We start from the raw sequence: 19,865 nt of genomic DNA on the forward strand, positions 1-19,865 counted from the left end.
CAGTTACGAAGACCGTGCGCGACAGGCCGTTGGGGTGACCGACATGGGACGTCACAGCTTGCCCGATCAGTATGGGGCGGACGGCAGCGGCCCCCGTCGACGCGCACGACGCCGCACGGTGGCCGTCGCCACGGTCGTCGTCCTGGCAGTCGTCGGCGGTACGGCCGCCGCGGTCCGCGGCGGACTGTTCTCCCTGGGCTCCTCCTGCCAGGACGATCCGGTACGGCTCACCGTGGCCGCCTCCCCCGACCTGGCCCCCGCCCTGCGGACCGCGGCCGAGCGGGCCCGCGAGGACGACCTCACCTCCGACGGACGGTGCGTCGCCGTCACGGTGAGCGCGCGCGAGTCGTACAAGGTCGCCGACACCCTCCTGGCGGGCAAGGACCCCGGCGCCGAGGTGTGGGTGCCGGACTCGGAGGTGTGGCTGGAGCGGCTCGGCACCGACGGTGACACGGCCGACGTCTCCACGGTGGGCCATGTCGCCTCCACACCGGTGGGAGTGGCGATGGTCCCGACGGCCGCGAAGTCGCTGGGGTGGCCGAAGAAGGCGTACGGCTGGATGGAGCTGGCCGGCGCCGCCCTGCGCGACGACTCGCTCCGGCTCGGTGCGGCCGACCCCGCGCGCAGCGCGACCGGGCTGCTCGCGCTCACCCGGCTGAGCGCGGCCTCCGCCGGGGACGCCGGCGGGGACACACAGACCGCGGGGATGATGAAGGCGCTCTCGCAGCGCGTCTCCGACAGCGACGGCCAGATCCTGGAAACGCTGCCGCGTGACGCCTCGGGCACCGAGCAGGGCAACCCTAGGCGCAACCAGGCGCTGGTCGTCAGCGAGCAGGCGGCGTACATGTACAACTCCGCGGCGGACGGCGGGGACGACCTCGACTTCTTCTACCCGAAGGACGGCTCGCCCCGGCTGGACTACCCGTACACGCTGCTCGGCCAGGCCGGCCTGACGACCGACGAGAGCCGGGCCGCGATCCGGTTCGTGAGCTATCTGCGGGATCCGCGGCAGCTGCGGCTGCTGGAGCGGCACGGCTTCAGGACGTCCGAGGAGGAGGTGCCGGACGCGCTGGTGACCGGGGCCGGCGGCAGCGGCCCGCAGCCGTACGCGAAGCCCGCGATCCGGCCGGCCTCGGCGGTCGCGCTCCAGGAGACCCTCGGGGTGTGGACGATCACCGTCCAGAGCGCGCGGATCACCACCGTCGTGGACAGCTCCGCCTCCATGTCCGAGCGGGTCCCGGGCAGCGGGCGGTCACGGATGGACGTGACCAGGGAGTCGCTGCTCCAGGCCCTCGCCACGTTCACGGCCGACGACGAGATCGGCCTGTGGGACTTCGCCACCGAGCTGGACGGCGACAAGGACTACCGCGTCCTCGTGCCGACCGAGCGACTCGGCGACCGCGAGGGCGCCGGCGCGCAGCGCGAACGGCTCTCGGCGGCGTTCGGCGACCTGGCGCCGGTGCCGGACGGCGCGACCGGGCTGTACGACACGACGCTCGCCGCGTACCGGGCGGCGACCGGCTCCTACGCCGAGGGGAAGTTCAACGCCCTGGTCGTCCTCACCGATGGCGTGAACGAGGACCCCGGCAGCGTCTCGCGCGCCGAACTCGTCGCCCAGCTGGAGCGCCTCACCGACCCCGAGCGCCCGGTCGCCCTCATCATGATCGCCGTCGGGCCCGACGCCGACCTCGACGAGGCCAACCGCATCGCCGCGGCCACGGGCGGCTCGGGCCACGAGGTGACGGACCCGTCCCAGATCCACTCGGTGATCCTCAAGGCGATCGTGAACGCGGCGTCACCGGACCGGCTGGGCTGACGGGCCGGGCGGTCGGGCGCAGTCCGCTGCGGTTCGGCAGCGCCCCCAAGGGGCGCGGGGAACTGCGCGACCAGCCACGACGGCGCCGTAGACGAGCGACAACAGGACGCGGCACTTCCTGCGGAGCGCATGGTGCCCGTCAGCCCAGCGGCACCGGCTCCAACAGCCCCACGGGCCAGGTGTGCACCGGATCCCCGCGATGCATCAGCTCGCGGTACCGCCGCGTCGTGGCCGCGAGCGCGGCGTCCCGGGTCAGGCCCGACTCCAGTGCGCGATGGAAGGTGGCCGCCTGCCAGGTGGCGCCGTTCATGCGCCGGCGGCAGCGCTCCTCGATGACGCCGAGGTAGAGGTCGCGGTCGGCCGGCTCGACCCCCCACGCGTCGAGGCCGACTTCGGCGAGCGGAAGGAGTTCGTCGCGTACGAGGCTCACCGCGTCGACCTCGGCCGTCCCGCCGTAGCGGCCGCGCCGGGGCCAGATCAGCCGGGCGTCGATGCCGTGCTTGCAGGCCGCGTCGAAGTTGGCGGCCGCCGCCTCGAAGGACATCCGGGTCCACACGGGCCGCGACTCCTCGGCGAGGGCGCGGACGACGCCGTAGTAGAAGGCCGCGTTGGCGATGACGTCCGTGACGGTCGGCCCGGCGGGCAGCACGCGGTTCTCCACGCGCAGGTGCGGCACTCCGTCGGCGATGCCGTAGACCGGCCGGTTCCAGCGGTACACGGTGCCGTTGTGCAGGACGAGTTCCGCGAGGGTCGGTGTGCCGCCCGCATCGAGGACCTCCAGCGGGTCCTCGTCGTCACAGATCGGCAGCAGGGCCGGGAAGTAGCGCAGGTTCTCCTCGAAGAGGTCGTACGCGGAGGTGACCCAGCGCTCCCCGAACCAGGTGCGCGGTCGCACGCCCTGGGCCTGGAGTTCGGGCGGGCGGGTGTCGGTGGACTGCTGGAAGAGCGGCGGGCGCGACTCGCGCCACAGCTCACGCCCGAACAGGAACGGCGAGTTGGCGCCGATGGCGACCTGCACGGCGGCGACCGCCTGGGCCGCGTTCCAGACGTCGGCGAAGCGGCCCGGAGTGACCTGGAGGTGCAGCTGCACGGAGGTGCAGGCGGCCTCGGGGGCGATGGACTTCGAGGTGCACGTCAGGCGCTCCACGCCGTCGATGTCGAGCCTGAAGTCCTCACCGCGGGCCGCCACGATCTGATCGTTGAGCAGGGCGTAGCGATCCACGTCCGAGAGGTTCGAGGAGACCAGGTCGTCGCGGTCGAGCGTCGGCAGAATGCCGATCATCACGATTCCGGCGTCGACCTCGCCCGCTTTTCGATCGGCATATGCCAGTGACGTACGGAGTTCTTCGGCCAGCCGGTCGAATACCCGCCCCTGCAATCGATGTGGGGCTATGTTCACTTCCAGGTTGAACATGGCGAGTTCTGTTTGGAAATCGCGGCTCGCGATCCGCTCCAGCACCTGCGCATTCAACATTCTCGGCATGCCGTCGGCGCCGGTGAGGTTCAATTCGATCTCCAGCCCCATCAGGTTCTTGGGTCGATCGAACCGCTTCTCCGCCAGCAGCCGCTCCAGGCCCGTCAGACACTGCCGCAGCTTGTCACGGTAGTGCTGGCGATCGGACAGATCGAACCGACCTGCCACGACCTTCTCCCCCATCTAGGCTTCCCTCCTCGGATGGGCGGGCCGTCGATCCGGCCGCCGGTCTCCCGGGTCAGGTGGGATGATGCCCAGCAGAAGCGATCGATAACGTCCCACGCGAACCCTGCGCCCGCTACTCTGTCGGATGTGACCGGTGGCACATTCAGCGGGCATGGTGCACTGTGCAGTTTCGGACGGCTCACGAACTCGTGAAAAACGCCGACGAGAATTGGCCGTCCACACGGATGGCATTTTTCGAGGTCACCGCCACGGCGCCCACCAGGAATCGGGATGATTCCCGCAAATCAGCGACCGATTGACTCCTTGCCGGGTGCACCAAAAGCGGTTAGACGAAACACCGTCTGAACACTCGTCGTATAAACTCCGCAATCAAGGCAGAGGGTTGGCGCCCGGGTCCCGGGCCTGCCGTCAGGTGACGTGCGGCAAGCCTCACCCATCCCCCTTGGCTCCCAGACCCGGCCCCGCCTCTCTGACCTCCGTGAGCTGACAGCGCCGTCCGCCCCCGCCCCGCCCTCGCGCCACCGTGCCTGTCGAATGAGAGGCGACCCACCATGCCGCTGCATGTCCCCCCGGCTCCCGCGCCCGCACTTCGCTCCGTCCTCACCGCCCTCGGCTCACCCACCGCCGTCCGCGAGGCCCGAACGCCCTCCCTGCGCGCCGCCCAGGGGCCCGCCACACCCGAACTGCCGTTGCCCGTCCATGTCCTGGACGAGATCACCCCGGCGGGTGTGTCGGCGACGCGGCTGGCCGGCTGGCGTTTCCTGATCCGGTGCGGCGACCGCGCGGTGGCCGCGGCCGAGACCCGGCTGACCCCCGACGGCTGGGCGTTCTCGCACTTCTTCGAGGGCCCCTACATCGCCTCGACCGAGCGGGCGCTGCGCCAGGCGGAGACCGTCGCGCAGCCCTACCAGCCCCGCCTGCTGTCACTCCCGAGCCTCTACATGCTCGCGCTCTGGCTGCACGGCGACTGCACCGCGGACGGCGCCACCGGCCATCCCGACGCCGCGGACATGCTCGTGCCGCTGGCCCCGGCCCCGCCCGGCATCGCGGCCCACGTGCCGCACCGGGTCGCCGAACTGCTCCCGGTGCTCACCCACCGGGCGACCCCGGCCCCGCTGCCGCCCCTGCCTCCACTGCTCGGCTCCCCCGCCTGACGGCACCACGGCGCGAACGCAGGCGTACCCCGCCGCCCATTACCGGGTGGCGGGGTACACCTGTGTTCGGCGATGGAATTGGGGGCGCTGGGGATTAGGCTCGTATCGGACAACAGGAAACTCGCTCGCACGAGCCATAAAGCTCTCGTACGAGCAATTGAATGCTCGCCTGAGCACCAAAAGGCGCTACGGCGAGGAAAGCGTCGCTCGCACGAGCGGGAATGCGCTCGAACGAGCCCCTCCATAGCCCCGGCCCGCATGGACTAGCCCCATCCGACCACGGCGAACCATCCGAAGTGACAGTGCAGTTGGGATGAACCGTCCGCGCGGGTGATGCGTCATCAACCTGTGAGAAAGCGGTGCTGCGAAATCCCTGCGGATTGACGCCCGTGGGGCAACACTGGGTTCCGACCGACTTATCACAACGGGGGAGCGGCCATGAACGAGGCTTCACGCCGCGAGACAGACAAGACAGCCACCTCACAGATCACAACAGAGCGAAAGATCCCATCCATGTGCCAGCACCAGCAACCGTGCCCCTCAGCCGACTCCGCCGACCGGGAATCCGCCCGACTCCTGGCGCACCACCCGGAGCAGGGATGGAGCCTGCTGTGCAACGGCGTTCTGCTCTTCGAGGACACCGGTGAGCTCCTGCCCGACGGCCAGATCATCGCCCCGCACCGTCCGCTGGGCACCGGCAAGGTGATGACCGCCGCGTAGCGCCTCGCCGGCGGACAACGCCGGTAGGGCCCTGCACCACCGGGCGGCTCGACGGACGCCCGGCGTACTCCGAGGGGCCGGTCGCAGACTCTTACTGCGAGCCGGCCCCGATGTGTGTCCGGCGGTGGTCACTCACCGTAGTTCTCCATGTGCCGGGGGACAGTGGCGACCTACTGGATGTGTGGGTAGCCGTACGTCCGTCCGCGCGCGTCACCCCTTGGTCGCGCCGGCGGTGAGGCCGCCGACGAGCTGGCGCTCGGCGACCGAGTAGAAGGCGAGGGCGGGGACCATGGCCAGCACCAGGTAGGCGAAGACGCGGGCGTAGTCCGCGGAGTACTGGCCCTGGAACTGCTGGACGCCGATGGGGATGGTCCACCACGTGGAGTCGGTGAACACCAGCAGCGGCAGGAAGAAGTTGTTCCAGCTGGTGACGACGGCGAGGACCGACACGGTGCCGAGCGCCGGCCGCGCCATGGGCAGCAGCACCCGCCAGAAGAACCCGAAGGAGCTGCATCCGTCGAGCGTGGCCGCCTCCTCCAACTCGCCCGGGATGTCCCGGAAGAAGCCGCGCAGGATGATGATGGTCATGGGCAGTCCGAAGGCGGCCTGCGGAAGGATCACGCCGAGCGGGTTGTCCAGCAGTCCCATGGAGCGCAGCAGCAGGAACAGGGGCAGGGCGGCCACCGCGAAGGGGAACATCAGCCCCATCGTGAACAGGGTGAACAGGGTTTCGCGTCCCCGGAAGGCGAATCGCGCGAAGGAGAACGCCGAGAGCGCGGAGACCGCCACGACGAGGACGGTCGTACCGATCGCGATCAGGGTGCTGTTGCCGATCAGCCGCCAGAAGTCCCCCGAGCCGAGGATGTCCGTGTAGTTGCCGGTCACCCAGGACTCCGGCAGCCCGACCGGGTTGCGGGAGAGTTCGTCGGTGGACTTGAAGCCGGACAGCACGGCGTACAGCAGCGGCACGACCATCACCGCGCCGACCACGACGAGGATCACGTGCAGCGGCAGGCTCTTCCCGTTCCTGCTGCCGGACCTGGCCGTCACTTGGCGCCTCCCCGCATCGTCGTGGTGGCTCCTTGGAGATCGCGGCGGAGCACGAACCGCTGGTAGGCGAGGGCGAAGACGAGGCTGATGCCGAACATGGACACGCTGATCGCGCTGGCGTAGCCGACCTGGTAGCGCTTGAAGCCGTACTGGAACATGGTCACGGCCATCGTCTCGGAGTGGTGGTCGGGGCCGCCCGCGGTGGTCACCCAGACCAGGTCGAAGAGCTGGATGGACCCGATCACGGACAGGAACACGCTGATCCGCAGGGTGGGCGCGAGCAGGGGCAGGGTGACACTGCGGAAGCGCTGCCAGGCGTTCGCGCCGTCGATGAGCGCGGCCTCGGTCAACTCGGCCGGGACGGCCTGGAGTCCGGCCAGGTAGAGCATCATGTGGAAGCCGAAGTACTTCCAGGTCATGACCAGGAACAGGGTGGCCATGACGTTCGACGGGTCGGCGAACCACTCGCCACCGAGCCCGTCGAGACCGATGCCGCCCAGGATCCGGTCGGCGAGGCCGTCGTCGGGGGCGAAGATCATGCCGAACAGGACGCCGGTGATGGCCTCTGACAGGACGTACGGCCCGAAGAACAGCATCCGGTAGAAGGCCCGGCCGCGCAGTTTCTGGTTGAGCAGGACGGCCATGGCGAGCGCGAACGGCAGCTGGATCGCGAGCGACAGCAGGACGAGGAGCAGACAGCGCCACAAGTCCCCGAGGAAGACGGGGTCCTGGAAGAGCCGGGTGAAGTTGTCGGCGCCGATGTAGTCGGACGGCATCCCGAAGCCGCCCCAGCGGAAGAAGGCCGCGTACAGCGCGAACAGCATCGGCAGCAGCACCAGGATCAGGAAGAGCAGCAGGGCGGGCACCTGGAAGCCGACCGCGGTGAGCCAGTGCCGCATGCGCCGCCGGGCCCGCCCCCGGGCCGTGCCGGCGGGCGGGGGCGGGAGTTCGACGCCGGGGCCGGTGCGCTTGTCCGGCAGGAACGTGGAGGTCATCGCCGGCTACTGCTCTTCCTTCGCGGTCTTCGTGACCGACTCGGCGACCGCTTGCGGGGACTTGGACCCGGCGATGAGCGCGCCGACGCTGTCGTTGACCTCCTGGCCGACGGCGGGCGCGTAGGCCTGGTCGAGATAGAGCTGGAAGCCGGTGGCGGCCTTCAACTGCGCCTGTACGGCCTTGATGTTGGGGTCGGTGATGGCGCTCTCGGCGGCCGGGACGACCGGGAGGGCGCTGGTCTTCTTGACCAGCTCCACGTCCGTGGCCTCGGAGGCGAAGAACTTCAGGAAGTCGACGGCGGCCTGCGGGGCTCCGCTGCGCAGGGCATGTCCGCCGCCCCCGCCGAAGACCTCGGTGATCGTGCCCTTGCCGCCCTCGACCGCGGGGAACGGGAAGAAGCCGAGGTCGTCGCCGAGGCCCTTGCCGGCGTCGGCCTGGACGACCGGGGCCCACTGGCCCATGAGCTCCATCGCCGCCTTGCCGTTGCCGACGGCCGCGGCCTGGCCGGTGGGGCTGGAGTAGGCGGCGCCGAGGAAGCCCTTCTGGAACGGCTGGAGGTCGACGAGCTCCTGGAGGTGCTGTCCGGCCTGGACGAAGGGGTCGCCGGTGAAGTCCTTGTCGTCGTACGCCTTCTGGAGGGCGGAGGCGCCGGCGGTGCGCATCGAGAGGTAGGCCCAGTAGTACATGCCGGGCCACTTCTCCTTGCCCGCGAGGGCGAGCGGCGCGGTGCCCTTCGCCTTCAACTTCCGTACGGCGTCGAGGAAGCCGCTCCAGGTGGTCGGCGGCTCGGCGATGCCCGCGTCCTTGAAGAGCGCCTTGTTGTACCAGAAGCCGATCATGCCGATGTCGAACGGGATGCCGTACACCTTCTCGTCGAGGAGGTACGGCTCCTTCGCGACCGGCAGCAGGCCGTCGGCGAAGTCCTTGGTCCGGTCGGTGAGGTCCTCGACGAGTCCGGCGTCGACCTGCTGCTTCAGGACGCCGCCGCCCCAGGTGTGGAAGATGTCGGGCAGCTTCCCGGAGGCGGTCAGGGCCGTCATCTTCGATTTGTAGGCGTCGTTCTCCAACTGGACGATCTTCACCTTGACCTTGGGGTTCTGGGCCTCGAACTTCTTGGCCAGCGCAGCCCAGACGCCCTTGGTCGGCTCGGTGGTGGAGATGTTCCACCACTCGATGGTGGTCGTGCCGTCCGACGACCCTCCACCGGAATCTCCGCCGCAGCCGCTCAGTGCCGTCGTGCCCACACCGGCCGCGGCGGAGACCGCCAGGAAGCCGCGGCGGGACAGTCCCGGGTCGCCCATCATGCGCTCCTTGGGTACGGGACGGTTCGTCCATGACCGCCCACAGTTTCGAAACTTTCGAAGACTATCCAGAAAGGTTCGTTGCTGCCGCACCCTAGAGACAGCTTCCAAACGGTGACAACCCCTTGTACCCGGTGAATATCCCGTCGGTGCCGAACCTCCTGATGTCACCATGGATACAGGCGAAACATTCGGCCTGCCTTGCGAACATTACGGAGGGGACGGAGTGGACGGTGAAGGGGTGAGAAGGGCCCGGAAACGCCGCACCTCCGGACGAGGGCCGGGCCGTGCCTCGTCCGGAGGTGGTTCGGATCGCGGCGTCGGCTACAGGCCCACGTCGCGGCGGCGGAAGTCATCCAGGGACTCGCGGCGGACCAGGAGGCGGGCGAGGCCGTCGTCCACGGCGACCACGGGCGGGCGGCCGACCATGTTGTAGCCGGAGGCCATGGACAGGTGGTAGGCGCCGGCCGCCGGAATGGCGAGCAGGTCTCCGGGGCGGATGTCGCCGGGGAGTTCGACGTCGGCGGCGAGGATGTCGCCCGCCTCGCAGTGCCGGCCCACCACGGTCACCGGGGCCGGGGCGGCGGTGCTGTGCCTGCCCACCAGGCGGGGTGCATAGCGCACCCCGTACAGCGCGGGCCGGGGGTTGTCGCTCATGCCGCCGTCCACCGGGACGTAGGTGTGCGCGCCGGTCTGCTTCACGGACAGGACGTGGTAGAGCGCGACTCCGGCAGGGCCCGCGATGGCACGGCCCGGCTCGATGATGAGGCGGGGCACGGTGAGCCCGGCCGCCGCGCAGGCCTCGGCGAGCTCGGCACGCACCTTGCGGGCCAGCGTGGTCAGGTCGAGGGCGGGTTCGCCCGGGCGGTAGGCGATGCCGTGGCCGCCACCCAGGTCGAGTTCGCGCAGCACCAGTCCGTGCTGCTCGTACAGCCGGGACATCAGGCCGACCATGCGGCGTACGGCGGCGAGGTAGGGCTTGACGCTGGTGATCTGCGAGCCCAAGTGGCAGTGCAGGCCGGTCAGTTCGAGCTGCGGCTGGTCCAGTATCCGGGCGATGGCGTGCTGCGCGTAACCGTCGGAGATGGACAGGCCGAACTTCTGGTCCTCGGTGCCGGTGCGGATCTTCTCGTGGCCGCCGGCGCTGATACCGGGCACGACGCGGACCATCACCTTCTGATGTCCGTCGGGGCCGACCGCGGCGGCCAGCCGGGCGATCTCGGAGGGGCTGTCGATGACGATACGGCCGACGCCGAGGCGCAGGGCGGTTTCCAGGTCGCGCGGGGACTTGGCGTTGCCGTGCAGCACGATCCTGTCCGGCGGGAAGCCGGTGGTGACCGCGAGCTCCAGCTCGCCGGCCGAGCAGACGTCCAGGCCCAGGCCCTCCTCGTCCATCCAGTGGATCATCGCCCGGCACAGGAACGCCTTGGCCGCGTACAGGACTTCGGCCTCGGGGAAGGCGTGCCGGTAGGTGCGGCAGCGCTCGCGGACCTCGTCCTCGTCGATGACGTAGACGGGGGTGCCGAAGCGGTCGGCGATCTCGGCGAGCGGCACACCGGCGACGGTGATCTCACCCCCGCGCGGCTCGACGGCCGAGGCCGGCCACACCGACAGGGCGTCGGCCGCGGTCGCGGTGGTGACGGCGGGTTCGTGAATGGTGGTCATCGTGCGTTCCCCCTCAGCCGATCCACATCGCGAGCACGGAGACGAGCGCCGCCGCGCCTGTCACGCGCAGCGCTCCCACGGCCTGGGGATCCCAGGCTCCTTCACGGAAACGGGGACCGGAGTGCGGCCGGCCGTGGTCCACCGCGGACGCCCCGGCCGGGGACGTCGGGGCCGGAGCCGGGGCGCAGAACTGGGGGTCCACCGTGACGGTGGTGACGCCGAGCGGCGCGGTCAGGGAGCGCAGGGCCGGCTCGGCGAGGCGGATCCAGGGCTGGTCGGCGCCGAGGGTCGCGGTCAGCTTCCGCCGGGAGGTGAACCCCACGGCCGTGCGGTCACCGATGGGCGTACGGAAGAGGCGGGCCGCGCAGGAGGACTGTCCCGGCCGGACCGGAACGTACAGGGGGCCGGCCGGGAACCGTTCAGAGGGCTCCGGGTCTTCGTCGGACAGGATCTTTGCCATGGGGGCCTCCGGAAGGATTCCGAGGTGGATCGTGTGGGTCGCTTGTCGGCCCCGGACGCGGGGAGGCGGACCGGGGCTCGCCATCGACGCTATGCCCGGTGACCCGGGGTTCCGCATCGCTCATGACGCGATGCTGACGTGAATCGGCCGGACGCTGACGGGATGCTGACACTGGGCCCGGCGGTCGGGGACGAGCACCGTCAGAGGTGCGCCAAGAATTGCCGTCCGGGCTGGCTGTGGGGCTGTGGCGGGAGTGTCATGGAAGGACCCGTCGAGGGTCTCCCCCCCGCGGGAGCGGGAGGAAGAACCCGCGAAAGAATGACGCGAAAGCAGAACGGTGGAGTCATGTCTGGTTCCGACGGCCGCGTGGGCCCACGGGTCGTGGTGGGCGTGAGCGGCTCGCTGGGCAGCCTCGCCGCGCTCGCCCGGGGCGCCGAGGAGGCGCGGCGGCGCGGCGGCGAGCTCTGGCCGGTGCTGGCGTGGCAGCCGCCGGGCGGGGAACTCGCCGCGCGACGGGGCCCGGGGGCGAGCCTGCTGACCGACGAATGGCAGCGGCTGGCGCGGGAGCGGCTGGTCGGTGTCCTGAAGGACGCGCTGGGCGACACCGGCCCCGGAGTATGGATGTACGCCCTGGTCGCGCAGGGCAGTGCGGGCCTGGCCCTGGTGGAGGTCGCCGACCGCGAGGACGACATCCTCGTCGTCGGCGCCGGCCGCCGCAGCCTCTGGCACCGCGCCTGCTGCCGCTCGGTGACCCGCTACTGCCTCGCCCACGCGACCTGCCCGGTTCTGGCGGTACCGCCGTCCCCGCTGGAGTCGGAGCTGGCGGCCGCGCACCGCCGCAACGTCTGGCGACTGGGACTGGACACAAGGGAGTTGGCGGGCCGGACGGTGCCGCCGGAGGGGGCGTGACGAGCCAGCGCCACCGCCAGGTCCGGTTGACAACCTGTCACGACATGGCCGCGGCCGGCACCTCCGGCTCGCCGGGACCGTCCGACTCCCCCGGCCCGCGCCCCGGTGCCATCCGCAGGCTCAGCACCATGGTCAGGCCGCCTCCTGGCGTGTCCTCAGCCGTGATCGTGCCGCCCATCGCCTCGGCGAAGCCGCGGGCGACGGCCAGGCCGAGCCCGACACCCGCGCCGCGCGGGGAGTCGCCGTAGCGCTGGAAGGGTTCGAAGATGCGTTCCTTGGCCTCGTCGGGCACACCCCGCCCGCGGTCGACCACACGGACCTCGACCCGGTCGCGGATGGCGCTCGCGGAGACCAGCACGGGCTCGTCCTGGGGGCTGTACTTGACGGCGTTCTCGACGACGTTGGCGACGACCCGCTCCAACAGACCCTTGTCCACGGCAACCATGGGCAGCGTCTCCGGAATGTCCAGGTCCACGCTGCCTTCCGGCACCCCGCCCAGCGCCATCGGCACCACCTCGTCCAGGTCGATCTCCCGGATCAACGGCGTGACCGTGCCGGTCTGCAGGCGCGACATGTCGAGCAGGTTGCCGACGAGGAGGTCGAGCCGGTCGGCGCCCTCCTCGATGGCCTGGAGGAGCTCGGCCTCGTCCTCCTCCGACCAGGCCACGTCGTCGGACCGCAGCGAGGAGACGGATGCCTTTATCCCCGCGAGGGGCGTGCGCAGATCGTGGCTGACGGCGGCCAGCAGCGCCGTACGGATGCGGTTGCCCTCGGCCAGCTCCTTGGCCCGGTCCGCCTCGCGCCGCAGCCGCTGGCGGTCCAGGACGACCGCGCACTGCGCGGCGAACGCGGCCAGCACCCGGCGGTCCTCGGCGGGCAGCACCCGGCCGGTCAGCGCGAGCGCCATGTGGTCGCCGACCGGCACGTCCACGTCGGCGTCGTCGGGGTCCTGGCAGGGCCGGAAGCCCACGCTGCCGGCGCAGGTCCACGGGGCGACGTCGCTCTCGCGCTCCAGCAGCGCCACGGACTCCATGCCGAAGGTCTCGCGGACCCGCTCCAGCAGTGCCTCCAGGCTGGTCTCGCCGCGCAGCACGTTCCCGGCGAGGAAGGACAGGATCTCCGACTCGGCACGCAGGCGGTTGGCCTGGTGGGTGCGGCGGGCGGCGAGGTCCACCACGGAGGCCACGGACACCGCCACCCCGACGAAGATCGCGATGGCGACGATGTTCTTCGGGTCGGCGATGGTCAGCGTGTGGACGGGCGGGGTGAAGAACCAGTTCAGCAGCAGTGACCCCGCCACCGCGGAGGCCAGCGCCGGCAGCAGGCCGCCGAGGAGCGCCGCGGCCACCGTCAGCGACAGGTACAGCAACATGTCGTTGGCGAGGCCGACTTCGGGCGCGACGTGCGTCAGCAGCACGGTGAGGACGGCCGGGCCGAGCACACCGACCAGCCAGCCCCAGATGATCCGTGCCCGGCCGAGGCGTGCACTGCGGGGCACGGGAAGTCCGCGCCCCTTGCCCGCCTCGTCGTGGGTGATGAGGTGGACGTCGAGGTCGGGGCCCGAGTCCCGGGCGACCGTGGCGCCGACGCCGGGTCCGAAGACGTACTGCCAGCTCTTGCGGCGCGAGACGCCGAGCACGATCTGGGTGGCGTTCACGCCGCGTGCGAAGTCCAGCAGGGCCACGGGGATGTCGTCGCCGACGACGTGGTGGAAGGTGCCGCCGAGGTCCTCCACCAGCCCGCGCTGCACGGCGAGTTCCTTCGGCGACGAGGAGCTCAGCCCGTCGCTGCGGGCGATGTAGACGGCGAGCACCTCGCCGCCGGCGCCCTTCTCCGCCAACCGCGCGGCCCGGCGGATCAGGGTGCGCCCCTCCGGACCGCCGGTCAGGCCGACGACGATGCGCTCGCGCGAGCCCCAGATCGTCGAGACCTCGTGCTCGCTGCGGTAGGCGTTGAGGTATTCGTCGACCCGGTCGGCCACCCACAGCAGCGCCAACTCCCGCAGCGCGGTGAGGTTCCCGGGCCGGAAGTAGTTGGACAGGGCCGCGTCGACCTTGTCCGACTTGTAGATGTTGCCGTGCGCCATACGGCGCCGCAGCGCCTGGGGCGACATGTCGACCAGTTCCACCTGGTCGGCGCGGCGTACGACCTCGTCGGGGACGGTCTCCTGCTGCCGTACCCCGGTGATGGACTCGACGACATCGCCCAGCGACTCCAGGTGCTGGATGTTGACCGTCGATATGACGTCGATGCCGGCCGCCAGCAGCTCCTCGACGTCCTGCCAGCGCTTGGCGTTGCGCGAGCCGGGGATGTTGGTGTGGGCCAACTCGTCCACCAAGGCCACCTTGGGGCGCCGGGCCAGGACGGCGTCGATGTCCATCTCCGTGAAGGAGGTGTCCCGGTACTCCAGGTCCTTGCGCCGGATCTGCTCCAGGCCGTGCAGCATCACCTCGGTGCGCGGCCGGTCGTGGTGTTCCACGAACGCGACGACGCAGTCGGTGCCGCGTTCCACCCGCCGGTGCGCCTCGGACAGCATCGCGTACGTCTTGCCGACGCCCGGTGCCGCACCGAGGTAGATCCGAAGTTTGCCGCGTGCCATGTTCACCCTTCGAAGCGGTAACCCATGCCGGGTTCGGTGATGAGATAGCGGGGGTGTGAGGGGTCGGCTTCCAGCTTGCGACGCAACTGCGCCATGTAGACCCGCAGGTAGTTGGTCTTGCTGCTCTGGGAGACCCCCCAGACCTCCTGGAGCAGGTACTTCTGGGTGACGAGCCGGCCCGGGTTGGTGACCAGGATCTCCAGCAGATGCCACTCCGTGGGAGTGAGGCGCACGTCGTGGCCGCTTCGGGCGGCCTTCTTGGCGCGCAGGTCGATGACGAACTCGTCCGTCTCCACGACCGTCGTCTCCGGGGCGAGCGGTGAGTCCTCGGTACGACGGACGGCAGCTCGCAGCCGCGCCATCAACTCGTCCATGCTGAACGGCTTGGTGACGTAGTCGTCGGCCCCGGCGTCGAGGGCGACGACCTTCTCGTCGGACGCCTGACGTGCCGACAGCACCACGATCGGTACGCGGGTCCAGCCACGCAGGTCCTTGATGACGTCGACGCCGTCCATGTCGGGCAGACCGAGGTCGAGCATGACCACGTCGGGCTGGCGTGCGGCCGCGATTCTGAGCGCCGTGGCACCGTCGGGGGCCGCGTCCACGCCGTACTTGCGTGCCTGCATGTTGATCACGAGGGCCCGCACCAGCTGCGGGTCGTCCTCCACCACCAGCACCCGGGTCATGGGTGTACGCCTTCCTGTCCTGCACGTCGGCAACCGGCTTCACGGCGGCGGGAGTCGGCGGAACCGGAGGTGCCCGGCCGCCGACTCCCGCTCGGGTCGCGTAACGCCATCAGCTCTTGGCCACGAGTTCCTTGAGCGCGATGTTGAGCTCCAGGACGTTCACGCGCGGCTCGCCCATGAAGCCGAGGGTGCGGCCGTCGGTGTGCTCGTCGACCAGCTTCTGCACCTGGTCGGCGGACAGGCCGTTCTTCTCGGCGACCCGGTGGACCTGGATGTCCGCGTAGCTCGGGGAGATGTTCGGGTCCAGGCCGGAACCGGAGGACGTCACCGCGTCTGCGGGCACCTGGGACGGCTTGACCTTGTAGCCGGCGGTCGAGTTGTCCTTGACCACGGCGGCCTTGGCGTCCTTCACCCACTGGATGAGCTCTTCGTTGTCGCCGGACCGGTTGGTCGCGCCGGACAGGATGAGCTTGTACTGGGTGTTGACGCTGTTGGTGCCGAGGCCGTTCTGCGGGCGGCCCTGGAACCACTTCAGGTCGGGCGCCGGGGTCTCCTCGCCCTTCTTCAGCGGCAGGTTGTAGGCCTGGCCGATGAGGGAGGAGCCGACGACCTTGCCGTCCGCCTTGATCTCGGAGCCGTTCGCCTTGTTGCTGAACAGGCCCTGCGCGATGCCGGTGACGACCAGCGGGTAGATGACGCCGGTCACCAGGGTCAGCACGAGGAGGGCACGCAGGCCCGCCCCGAGCAACCGGGCCGTGTTCGATACGGAGTTGTTCATGATGGATCAACCGATCCCGGGGATGAGAGAGATGAGCAGGTCGATGATCTTGATGCCGATGAAGGGCGCGATCAGGCCGCCCAGACCGTAGACGGTCAGGTTGCGGCGCAGCATCTTGTCGGCGCTGACCGGCCGGTACTGCACGCCCTTCAGGGACAGCGGCACCAGCGCGATGATGATCAACGCGTTGAAGATGACCGCGGACAGGATCGCGGAGTCCGGGGAGGACAGGTTCATGACGTTGAGCTTGTCCAGGCCCGGGTAGACGACCGCGAACAGCGCCGGGATGATCGCGAAGTACTTCGCGACGTCGTTGGCGATGGAGAACGTGGTCAGCGCACCGCGCGTGATCAGCAACTGCTTGCCGATCTCGACGATCTCGATCAGCTTGGTCGGGTTGGAGTCGAGGTCGACCATGTTGCCGGCCTCCTTGGCGGCCGACGTACCGGTGTTCATCGCCACGCCGACGTCGGCCTGCGCGAGCGCGGGCGCGTCGTTCGTACCGTCACCGGTCATCGCGACGAGTTTGCCGCCCGCCTGCTCCCGCTTGATGAGCGCCATCTTGTCCTCGGGAGTCGCCTCCGCGAGGAAGTCGTCGACGCCCGCCTCGTCGGCGATCGCCTTGGCGGTCAGCGGGTTGTCACCCGTGATCATGACGGTCTTGATGCCCATGCGGCGCAGTTCCTCGAACCGCTCCCGCATGCCGTCCTTGACGACGTCCTTGAGGTGGATGACGCCCAGGATGCGAGCGCCCTCGGCGTCCTCCACGGCGACCAGCAGCGGGGTGCCACCGGCCTCGGAGATGCGATTGGCGACGGTGTCCGCGTCGTCGGCGACCGCGCCGCCGCGCTCCTGCACCCAGGCGATGACCGAACCGGCCGCGCCCTTGCGGATCCTGCGCCCGTCGACGTCCACGCCGGACATCCGGGTCTGCGCGGTGAACGCGATCCACTCGGCGCCGGCCAGCTCGCCCTGGTGGCGCTCGCGCAGCCCGTACTTCTCCTTCGCCAGGACGACGATGGAGCGGCCCTCGGGCGTCTCGTCGGCCAGCGACGACAGCTGGGCGGCGTCCGCCACCTCGGCCTCGGTCGTCCCGGTCACCGGCACGAACTCGGCCGCCTGGCGGTTGCCGAGCGTGATGGTGCCGGTCTTGTCGAGCAGCAGCGTGGAGACGTCACCGGCGGCCTCGACCGCGCGGCCGGACATCGCGAGGACGTTGCGCTGGACCAGGCGGTCCATGCCCGCGATGCCGATCGCGGAGAGCAGAGCGCCGATCGTGGTCGGGATCAGACAGACCAGCAGGGCGACCAGCACGACCATCGTCAGGTGCGTGCCCGCGTAGTCCGCCAGCGGCGGCAGCGTGGCACAGGCCAGCAGGAAGACGATCGTCAGCGAGGCCAGCAGGATGTTCAGCGCGATCTCGTTCGGCGTCTTCTGCCGGGCCGCGCCCTCGACCAGATTGATCATCCGGTCGATGAAGGTCTCGCCGGGCTTCGTCGTGATCTTGATGACGATGCGGTCGGAGAGGACCTTCGTACCCCCGGTGACCGCCGAACGGTCGCCGCCGGACTCACGGATGACCGGGGCCGACTCACCGGTGATCGCCGACTCGTCGACGGAGGCCACGCCCTCGATGACGTCGCCGTCACCAGGGATGATGTCGCCGGCCTCGCAGACGACCAGGTCACCGATCCTCAGCTCGGTGCCCGGCACACGCTCTTCGGCGGAACCGTTGAGCCGGCGCGCCACCGTGTCGGTCTTGGCCTTGCGCAGGGTGTCGGCCTGCGCCTTGCCGCGGCCCTCGGCGACGGCCTCCGCCAGGTTGGCGAAGATCACCGTCAGCCACAGCCAGGCGCTGATGGTCCAGCCGAACCAGTCCCCCGGGTCCTTGAAGGAGAAGGCCGTCGTCAGCACGGAGCCGACGAGAACCACGAACATCACGGGGGACTTGACCATCACCCGCGGGTCGAGCTTGCGGACGGCGTCCGGCAGCGACTTGAGCAGCTGCTTCGGGTCGAAGAGGCCGGCGCCCACACGGCCCTCGGGGGTCTTGTGACCGGTGGGCACGTCGCTGTGCGGCGCCCGGGTCGGGGTGGCTGTGGACATGGAGTCCTCTTGCTTCTCGATGCGAGTGGTCATCACGCCAGCCCCTCGGCCAGCGGCCCGAGCGCGAGGGCCGGGAAGTACGTCAGACCGGTGATGATGATGATCGTGCCGACGAGCAGACCCGTGTACAGGGGCTTGTCGGTGCGCAGGGTGCCCGCGGTCGCCGGCACCGGCTTCTGCTCGGCGAGCGAGCCGGCCAGCGCCAGCACGAACACCATCGGCACGAAGCGGCCGAGCAGCATGCACAGGCCCAGCGTGCTGTTGAACCACTGCGTGTCCGCGTTCAGACCGGCGAAGGCCGAGCCGTTGTTGTTGGAGGCGGACGTGTAGGCGTACAGGATCTCGGAGAATCCGTGCGCCCCGCTGTTGGTCATGGAGTTCGCCGGGGTCGGCAGCGCCATCGCGAAGGCGGTGAAGACGAGCACCAGCGCCGGCGTGACCAGGATGTAGCAGGCGGCCAGCTTGATCTCGCGGGAGCCGATCTTCTTGCCCAGGTACTCGGGCGTACGGCCGACCATCAGACCGGCGATGAACACCGCGATGATCGCCATGATCAGCATGCCGTAGAGGCCGGAGCCGGTACCGCCGGGCGCGATCTCTCCCAGCATCATGCCGAGCATGGTGATGCCGCCGCCGAGGCCGGTGAAGGACGAGTGGAAGGAGTCCACCGCACCGGTCGAGGTGAGCGTGGTCGACGTCGCGAAGATCGCCGACGAGCCGACGCCGAAGCGGACCTCCTTGCCCTCGTACGCCCCGCCGGCGATGTCGAACGCCGGGCCGTGGTGGGCGAACTCGGTCCACATCATCAGGGCCACGAAGCCGACCCAGATGGTGGCCATGGTCGCGAGGATCGCGTAGCCCTGCTTGACCGAGCCGACCATGAGGCCGAAGGTGCGGGTCAGCGCGAACGGGATGACGAGGATCAGGAAGATCTCGAAGAGGTTCGAGAACGGGGTGGGGTTCTCGAAGGGGTGGGCGCTGTTGGCGTTGAAGTAACCGCCACCGTTGGTGCCCAGCTCCTTGATGGCCTCCTGCGAGGCGACCGCGCCGCCGTTCCACTGCTGCCTGCCACCGATGAACTGGCCGACCTCGTGGATGCCGGAGAAGTTCTGGATGGCGCCGCACGCGACCAGGACGACCGCGGCGACGGCGGCGATCGGAACCAGGATGCGGACGGTGCCGCGTACCAGGTCGGACCAGAAGTTGCCCAGCTCACCGGTGCGCGAGCGCGAGAACCCGCGCACCAGCGCCACGGCGACGGCGATGCCGACGGCCGCGGAGACGAAGTTCTGCACGGCCAGACCGGCGGTCTGCACGACGTGGCCCATGGCCTGCTCGCCGTAGTACGACTGCCAGTTGGTGTTGCTCACGAACGACGCGGCGGTGTTGAACGCCTGGTCCGGGTCGATGGCGGAGAAGCCGAGCGAACCGGGCAGCACGCCCTGGATCCGCTGGAGCAGGTAGAGGAAGAGGACGCCGACGGCGGAGAAGGCGAGGACGCCGCGCAGGTACGCGGTCCAGCGCATCTCCGTGTCGGGGTTGGCACCGATGCCCTTGTAGATCCACTTCTCGACACGCCAGTGCTTGTCGGAGGAGTAGACCTTGGCCATGTAGTTGCCAAGCGGGATGTAGGCGAGCGCCAGGGCGGCGATCAGGGCGAGCAGCTGGAGCACGCCGGCAAGTACGGGACCCATATTGCTGCTCAGAACCTCTCCGGGAAGATCAGGGCGAGGACGAGATAGCCCAGCAGGGCGACGGCCACGACGAGGCCGACGATGTTCTCGGCAGTCACAGCTTGGTCACCCCCTTGGCGACGAGAGCCACCAGTGCGAAGCACGCGATCGTGGTGACGACGAAGGCCAGATCGGCCATCGTGAACTCCTGGAGTGAGGTTCGTTGGACAGGGACGGTTCGAGGAAACAGCCTTCGTGGCCGGATTCGAGCGCCGTTGACGGCTCCCTTACG

The 19,865-nt window shown here is 69.9% G+C and carries 16 protein-coding genes; 4 read left to right on the plus strand and 12 right to left on the minus strand.

Annotation, left to right across the window (positions count from 1 at the left end):
* Positions 1-43: 43 nt before the first annotated feature.
* The gene (locus OG254_RS08365) at positions 44-1,816 is read left to right on the plus strand and encodes a substrate-binding and VWA domain-containing protein (RefSeq protein WP_405579004.1); all 1,773 of its coding nucleotides are present in this window, start codon (positions 44-46) and stop codon (positions 1,814-1,816) included.
* 139 nt (positions 1,817-1,955) lie between these two features.
* Here OG254_RS08365 and OG254_RS08370 read toward each other — a convergent pair whose 3' ends face one another.
* Positions 1,956-3,473: a glutamate-cysteine ligase family protein gene (locus tag OG254_RS08370; RefSeq protein WP_351195761.1), complete on the minus strand. Its 1,518-nt coding sequence runs from the start codon at positions 3,471-3,473 to the stop codon at positions 1,956-1,958.
* A gap of 554 nt (positions 3,474-4,027) precedes the next feature.
* On the opposite strand from OG254_RS08370, the gene OG254_RS08375 reads away from it, so the two are divergent.
* Positions 4,028-4,630 (plus strand): hypothetical protein, encoded by a 603-nt coding sequence (locus tag OG254_RS08375; protein ID WP_351195763.1) that lies wholly within the window; start codon positions 4,028-4,030, stop codon positions 4,628-4,630.
* A gap of 513 nt (positions 4,631-5,143) precedes the next feature.
* Positions 5,144-5,350, plus strand: a complete 207-nt coding sequence (locus OG254_RS08380) for a DUF5999 family protein (protein ID WP_147995577.1) — start codon at positions 5,144-5,146, stop codon at positions 5,348-5,350.
* 210 nt (positions 5,351-5,560) lie between these two features.
* Here OG254_RS08380 and OG254_RS08385 read toward each other — a convergent pair whose 3' ends face one another.
* The 5 genes from OG254_RS08385 to OG254_RS08405 form a co-directional block, all read right to left on the minus strand.
* Positions 5,561-6,400 (minus strand): carbohydrate ABC transporter permease, encoded by an 840-nt coding sequence (locus OG254_RS08385; RefSeq protein ID WP_405579008.1) that lies wholly within the window; start codon positions 6,398-6,400, stop codon positions 5,561-5,563.
* Complete coding sequence (locus OG254_RS08390) at positions 6,397-7,395, minus strand: carbohydrate ABC transporter permease (RefSeq protein ID WP_405579010.1); 999 nt, start codon at positions 7,393-7,395, stop codon at positions 6,397-6,399. Before OG254_RS08390 ends, OG254_RS08385 begins: the two co-directional genes overlap by 4 nt.
* Positions 7,396-7,401: 6 nt before the next feature.
* Positions 7,402-8,697 (minus strand): extracellular solute-binding protein, encoded by a 1,296-nt coding sequence (locus OG254_RS08395; RefSeq protein ID WP_405594897.1) that lies wholly within the window; start codon positions 8,695-8,697, stop codon positions 7,402-7,404.
* Between the two features lie 324 nt (positions 8,698-9,021).
* Positions 9,022-10,362: a diaminopimelate decarboxylase gene (gene lysA / locus OG254_RS08400; protein ID WP_405579013.1), complete on the minus strand. Its 1,341-nt coding sequence runs from the start codon at positions 10,360-10,362 to the stop codon at positions 9,022-9,024.
* A 13-nt stretch (positions 10,363-10,375) separates the two neighbouring features.
* Positions 10,376-10,822 carry an SAV_915 family protein gene (locus OG254_RS08405; RefSeq protein WP_405579016.1) on the minus strand — a complete coding sequence of 149 codons (447 nt, stop codon included), beginning with the start codon at positions 10,820-10,822 and terminating at the stop codon, positions 10,376-10,378.
* Between the two features lie 345 nt (positions 10,823-11,167).
* Here OG254_RS08405 and OG254_RS08410 point away from each other — a divergent pair, with 345 nt between their 5' ends.
* The gene (locus OG254_RS08410; RefSeq protein WP_405579018.1) at positions 11,168-11,731 is read left to right on the plus strand and encodes a universal stress protein; all 564 of its coding nucleotides are present in this window, start codon (positions 11,168-11,170) and stop codon (positions 11,729-11,731) included.
* Between the two features lie 37 nt (positions 11,732-11,768).
* Here OG254_RS08410 and OG254_RS08415 read toward each other — a convergent pair whose 3' ends face one another.
* From OG254_RS08415 to kdpF, 6 genes are all read right to left on the minus strand, one after another.
* Entirely contained in the window at positions 11,769-14,330 is a 2,562-nt protein-coding gene (locus tag OG254_RS08415; protein WP_405579021.1) for an ATP-binding protein, read from the minus strand.
* A 2-nt stretch (positions 14,331-14,332) separates the two neighbouring features.
* Entirely contained in the window at positions 14,333-15,016 is a 684-nt protein-coding gene (locus OG254_RS08420) for a response regulator (protein WP_405579023.1), read from the minus strand.
* Between the two features lie 109 nt (positions 15,017-15,125).
* Positions 15,126-15,794 carry a potassium-transporting ATPase subunit C gene (locus OG254_RS08425; protein ID WP_405579026.1) on the minus strand — a complete coding sequence of 223 codons (669 nt, stop codon included), beginning with the start codon at positions 15,792-15,794 and terminating at the stop codon, positions 15,126-15,128.
* Positions 15,795-15,800: 6 nt separating this feature from the next.
* Positions 15,801-17,933, minus strand: coding sequence for a potassium-transporting ATPase subunit KdpB (gene kdpB, locus OG254_RS08430; RefSeq protein ID WP_405579028.1), 2,133 nt, complete (start codon positions 17,931-17,933; stop codon positions 15,801-15,803).
* Positions 17,933-19,594: a potassium-transporting ATPase subunit KdpA gene (gene kdpA / locus OG254_RS08435; protein WP_405579030.1), complete on the minus strand. Its 1,662-nt coding sequence runs from the start codon at positions 19,592-19,594 to the stop codon at positions 17,933-17,935. Before kdpA ends, kdpB begins: the two co-directional genes overlap by 1 nt.
* 8 nt (positions 19,595-19,602) lie before the next feature.
* Positions 19,603-19,692 carry a K(+)-transporting ATPase subunit F gene (gene kdpF / locus OG254_RS08440; RefSeq protein WP_016434100.1) on the minus strand — a complete coding sequence of 30 codons (90 nt, stop codon included), beginning with the start codon at positions 19,690-19,692 and terminating at the stop codon, positions 19,603-19,605.
* Positions 19,693-19,865 lie beyond the last annotated feature (173 nt).

This window comes from Streptomyces sp. NBC_01092, from assembly GCF_045039535.1.
GTDB lineage: Bacteria > Actinomycetota > Actinomycetes > Streptomycetales > Streptomycetaceae > Streptomyces.

Excerpts from the sequence above, each read along its gene's own strand:
- kdpA (WP_405579030.1), bottom strand. The coding sequence starts at position 19,594 with ATGGGTCCCGTACTTGCCGGCGTGCTCCAGCTGCTCGCCCTGATCGCC.
- OG254_RS08420 (WP_405579023.1), bottom strand. The coding sequence starts at position 15,016 with ATGACCCGGGTGCTGGTGGTGGAGGACGACCCGCAGCTGGTGCGGGCC.
- kdpB (WP_405579028.1), bottom strand. The coding sequence starts at position 17,933 with ATGACCACTCGCATCGAGAAGCAAGAGGACTCCATGTCCACAGCCACC.
- OG254_RS08390 (WP_405579010.1), bottom strand. The coding sequence starts at position 7,395 with ATGACCTCCACGTTCCTGCCGGACAAGCGCACCGGCCCCGGCGTCGAA.
- OG254_RS08365 (WP_405579004.1), top strand. The coding sequence starts at position 44 with ATGGGACGTCACAGCTTGCCCGATCAGTATGGGGCGGACGGCAGCGGC.
- OG254_RS08375 (WP_351195763.1), top strand. The coding sequence starts at position 4,028 with ATGCCGCTGCATGTCCCCCCGGCTCCCGCGCCCGCACTTCGCTCCGTC.
- OG254_RS08415 (WP_405579021.1), bottom strand. The coding sequence starts at position 14,330 with ATGGCACGCGGCAAACTTCGGATCTACCTCGGTGCGGCACCGGGCGTC.
- lysA (WP_405579013.1), bottom strand. The coding sequence starts at position 10,362 with ATGACCACCATTCACGAACCCGCCGTCACCACCGCGACCGCGGCCGAC.
- OG254_RS08425 (WP_405579026.1), bottom strand. The coding sequence starts at position 15,794 with ATGAACAACTCCGTATCGAACACGGCCCGGTTGCTCGGGGCGGGCCTG.
- OG254_RS08395 (WP_405594897.1), bottom strand. The coding sequence starts at position 8,697 with ATGGGCGACCCGGGACTGTCCCGCCGCGGCTTCCTGGCGGTCTCCGCC.
- OG254_RS08410 (WP_405579018.1), top strand. The coding sequence starts at position 11,168 with ATGTCTGGTTCCGACGGCCGCGTGGGCCCACGGGTCGTGGTGGGCGTG.
- OG254_RS08405 (WP_405579016.1), bottom strand. The coding sequence starts at position 10,822 with ATGGCAAAGATCCTGTCCGACGAAGACCCGGAGCCCTCTGAACGGTTC.
- OG254_RS08370 (WP_351195761.1), bottom strand. The coding sequence starts at position 3,473 with ATGGGGGAGAAGGTCGTGGCAGGTCGGTTCGATCTGTCCGATCGCCAG.
- OG254_RS08380 (WP_147995577.1), top strand. The coding sequence starts at position 5,144 with ATGTGCCAGCACCAGCAACCGTGCCCCTCAGCCGACTCCGCCGACCGG.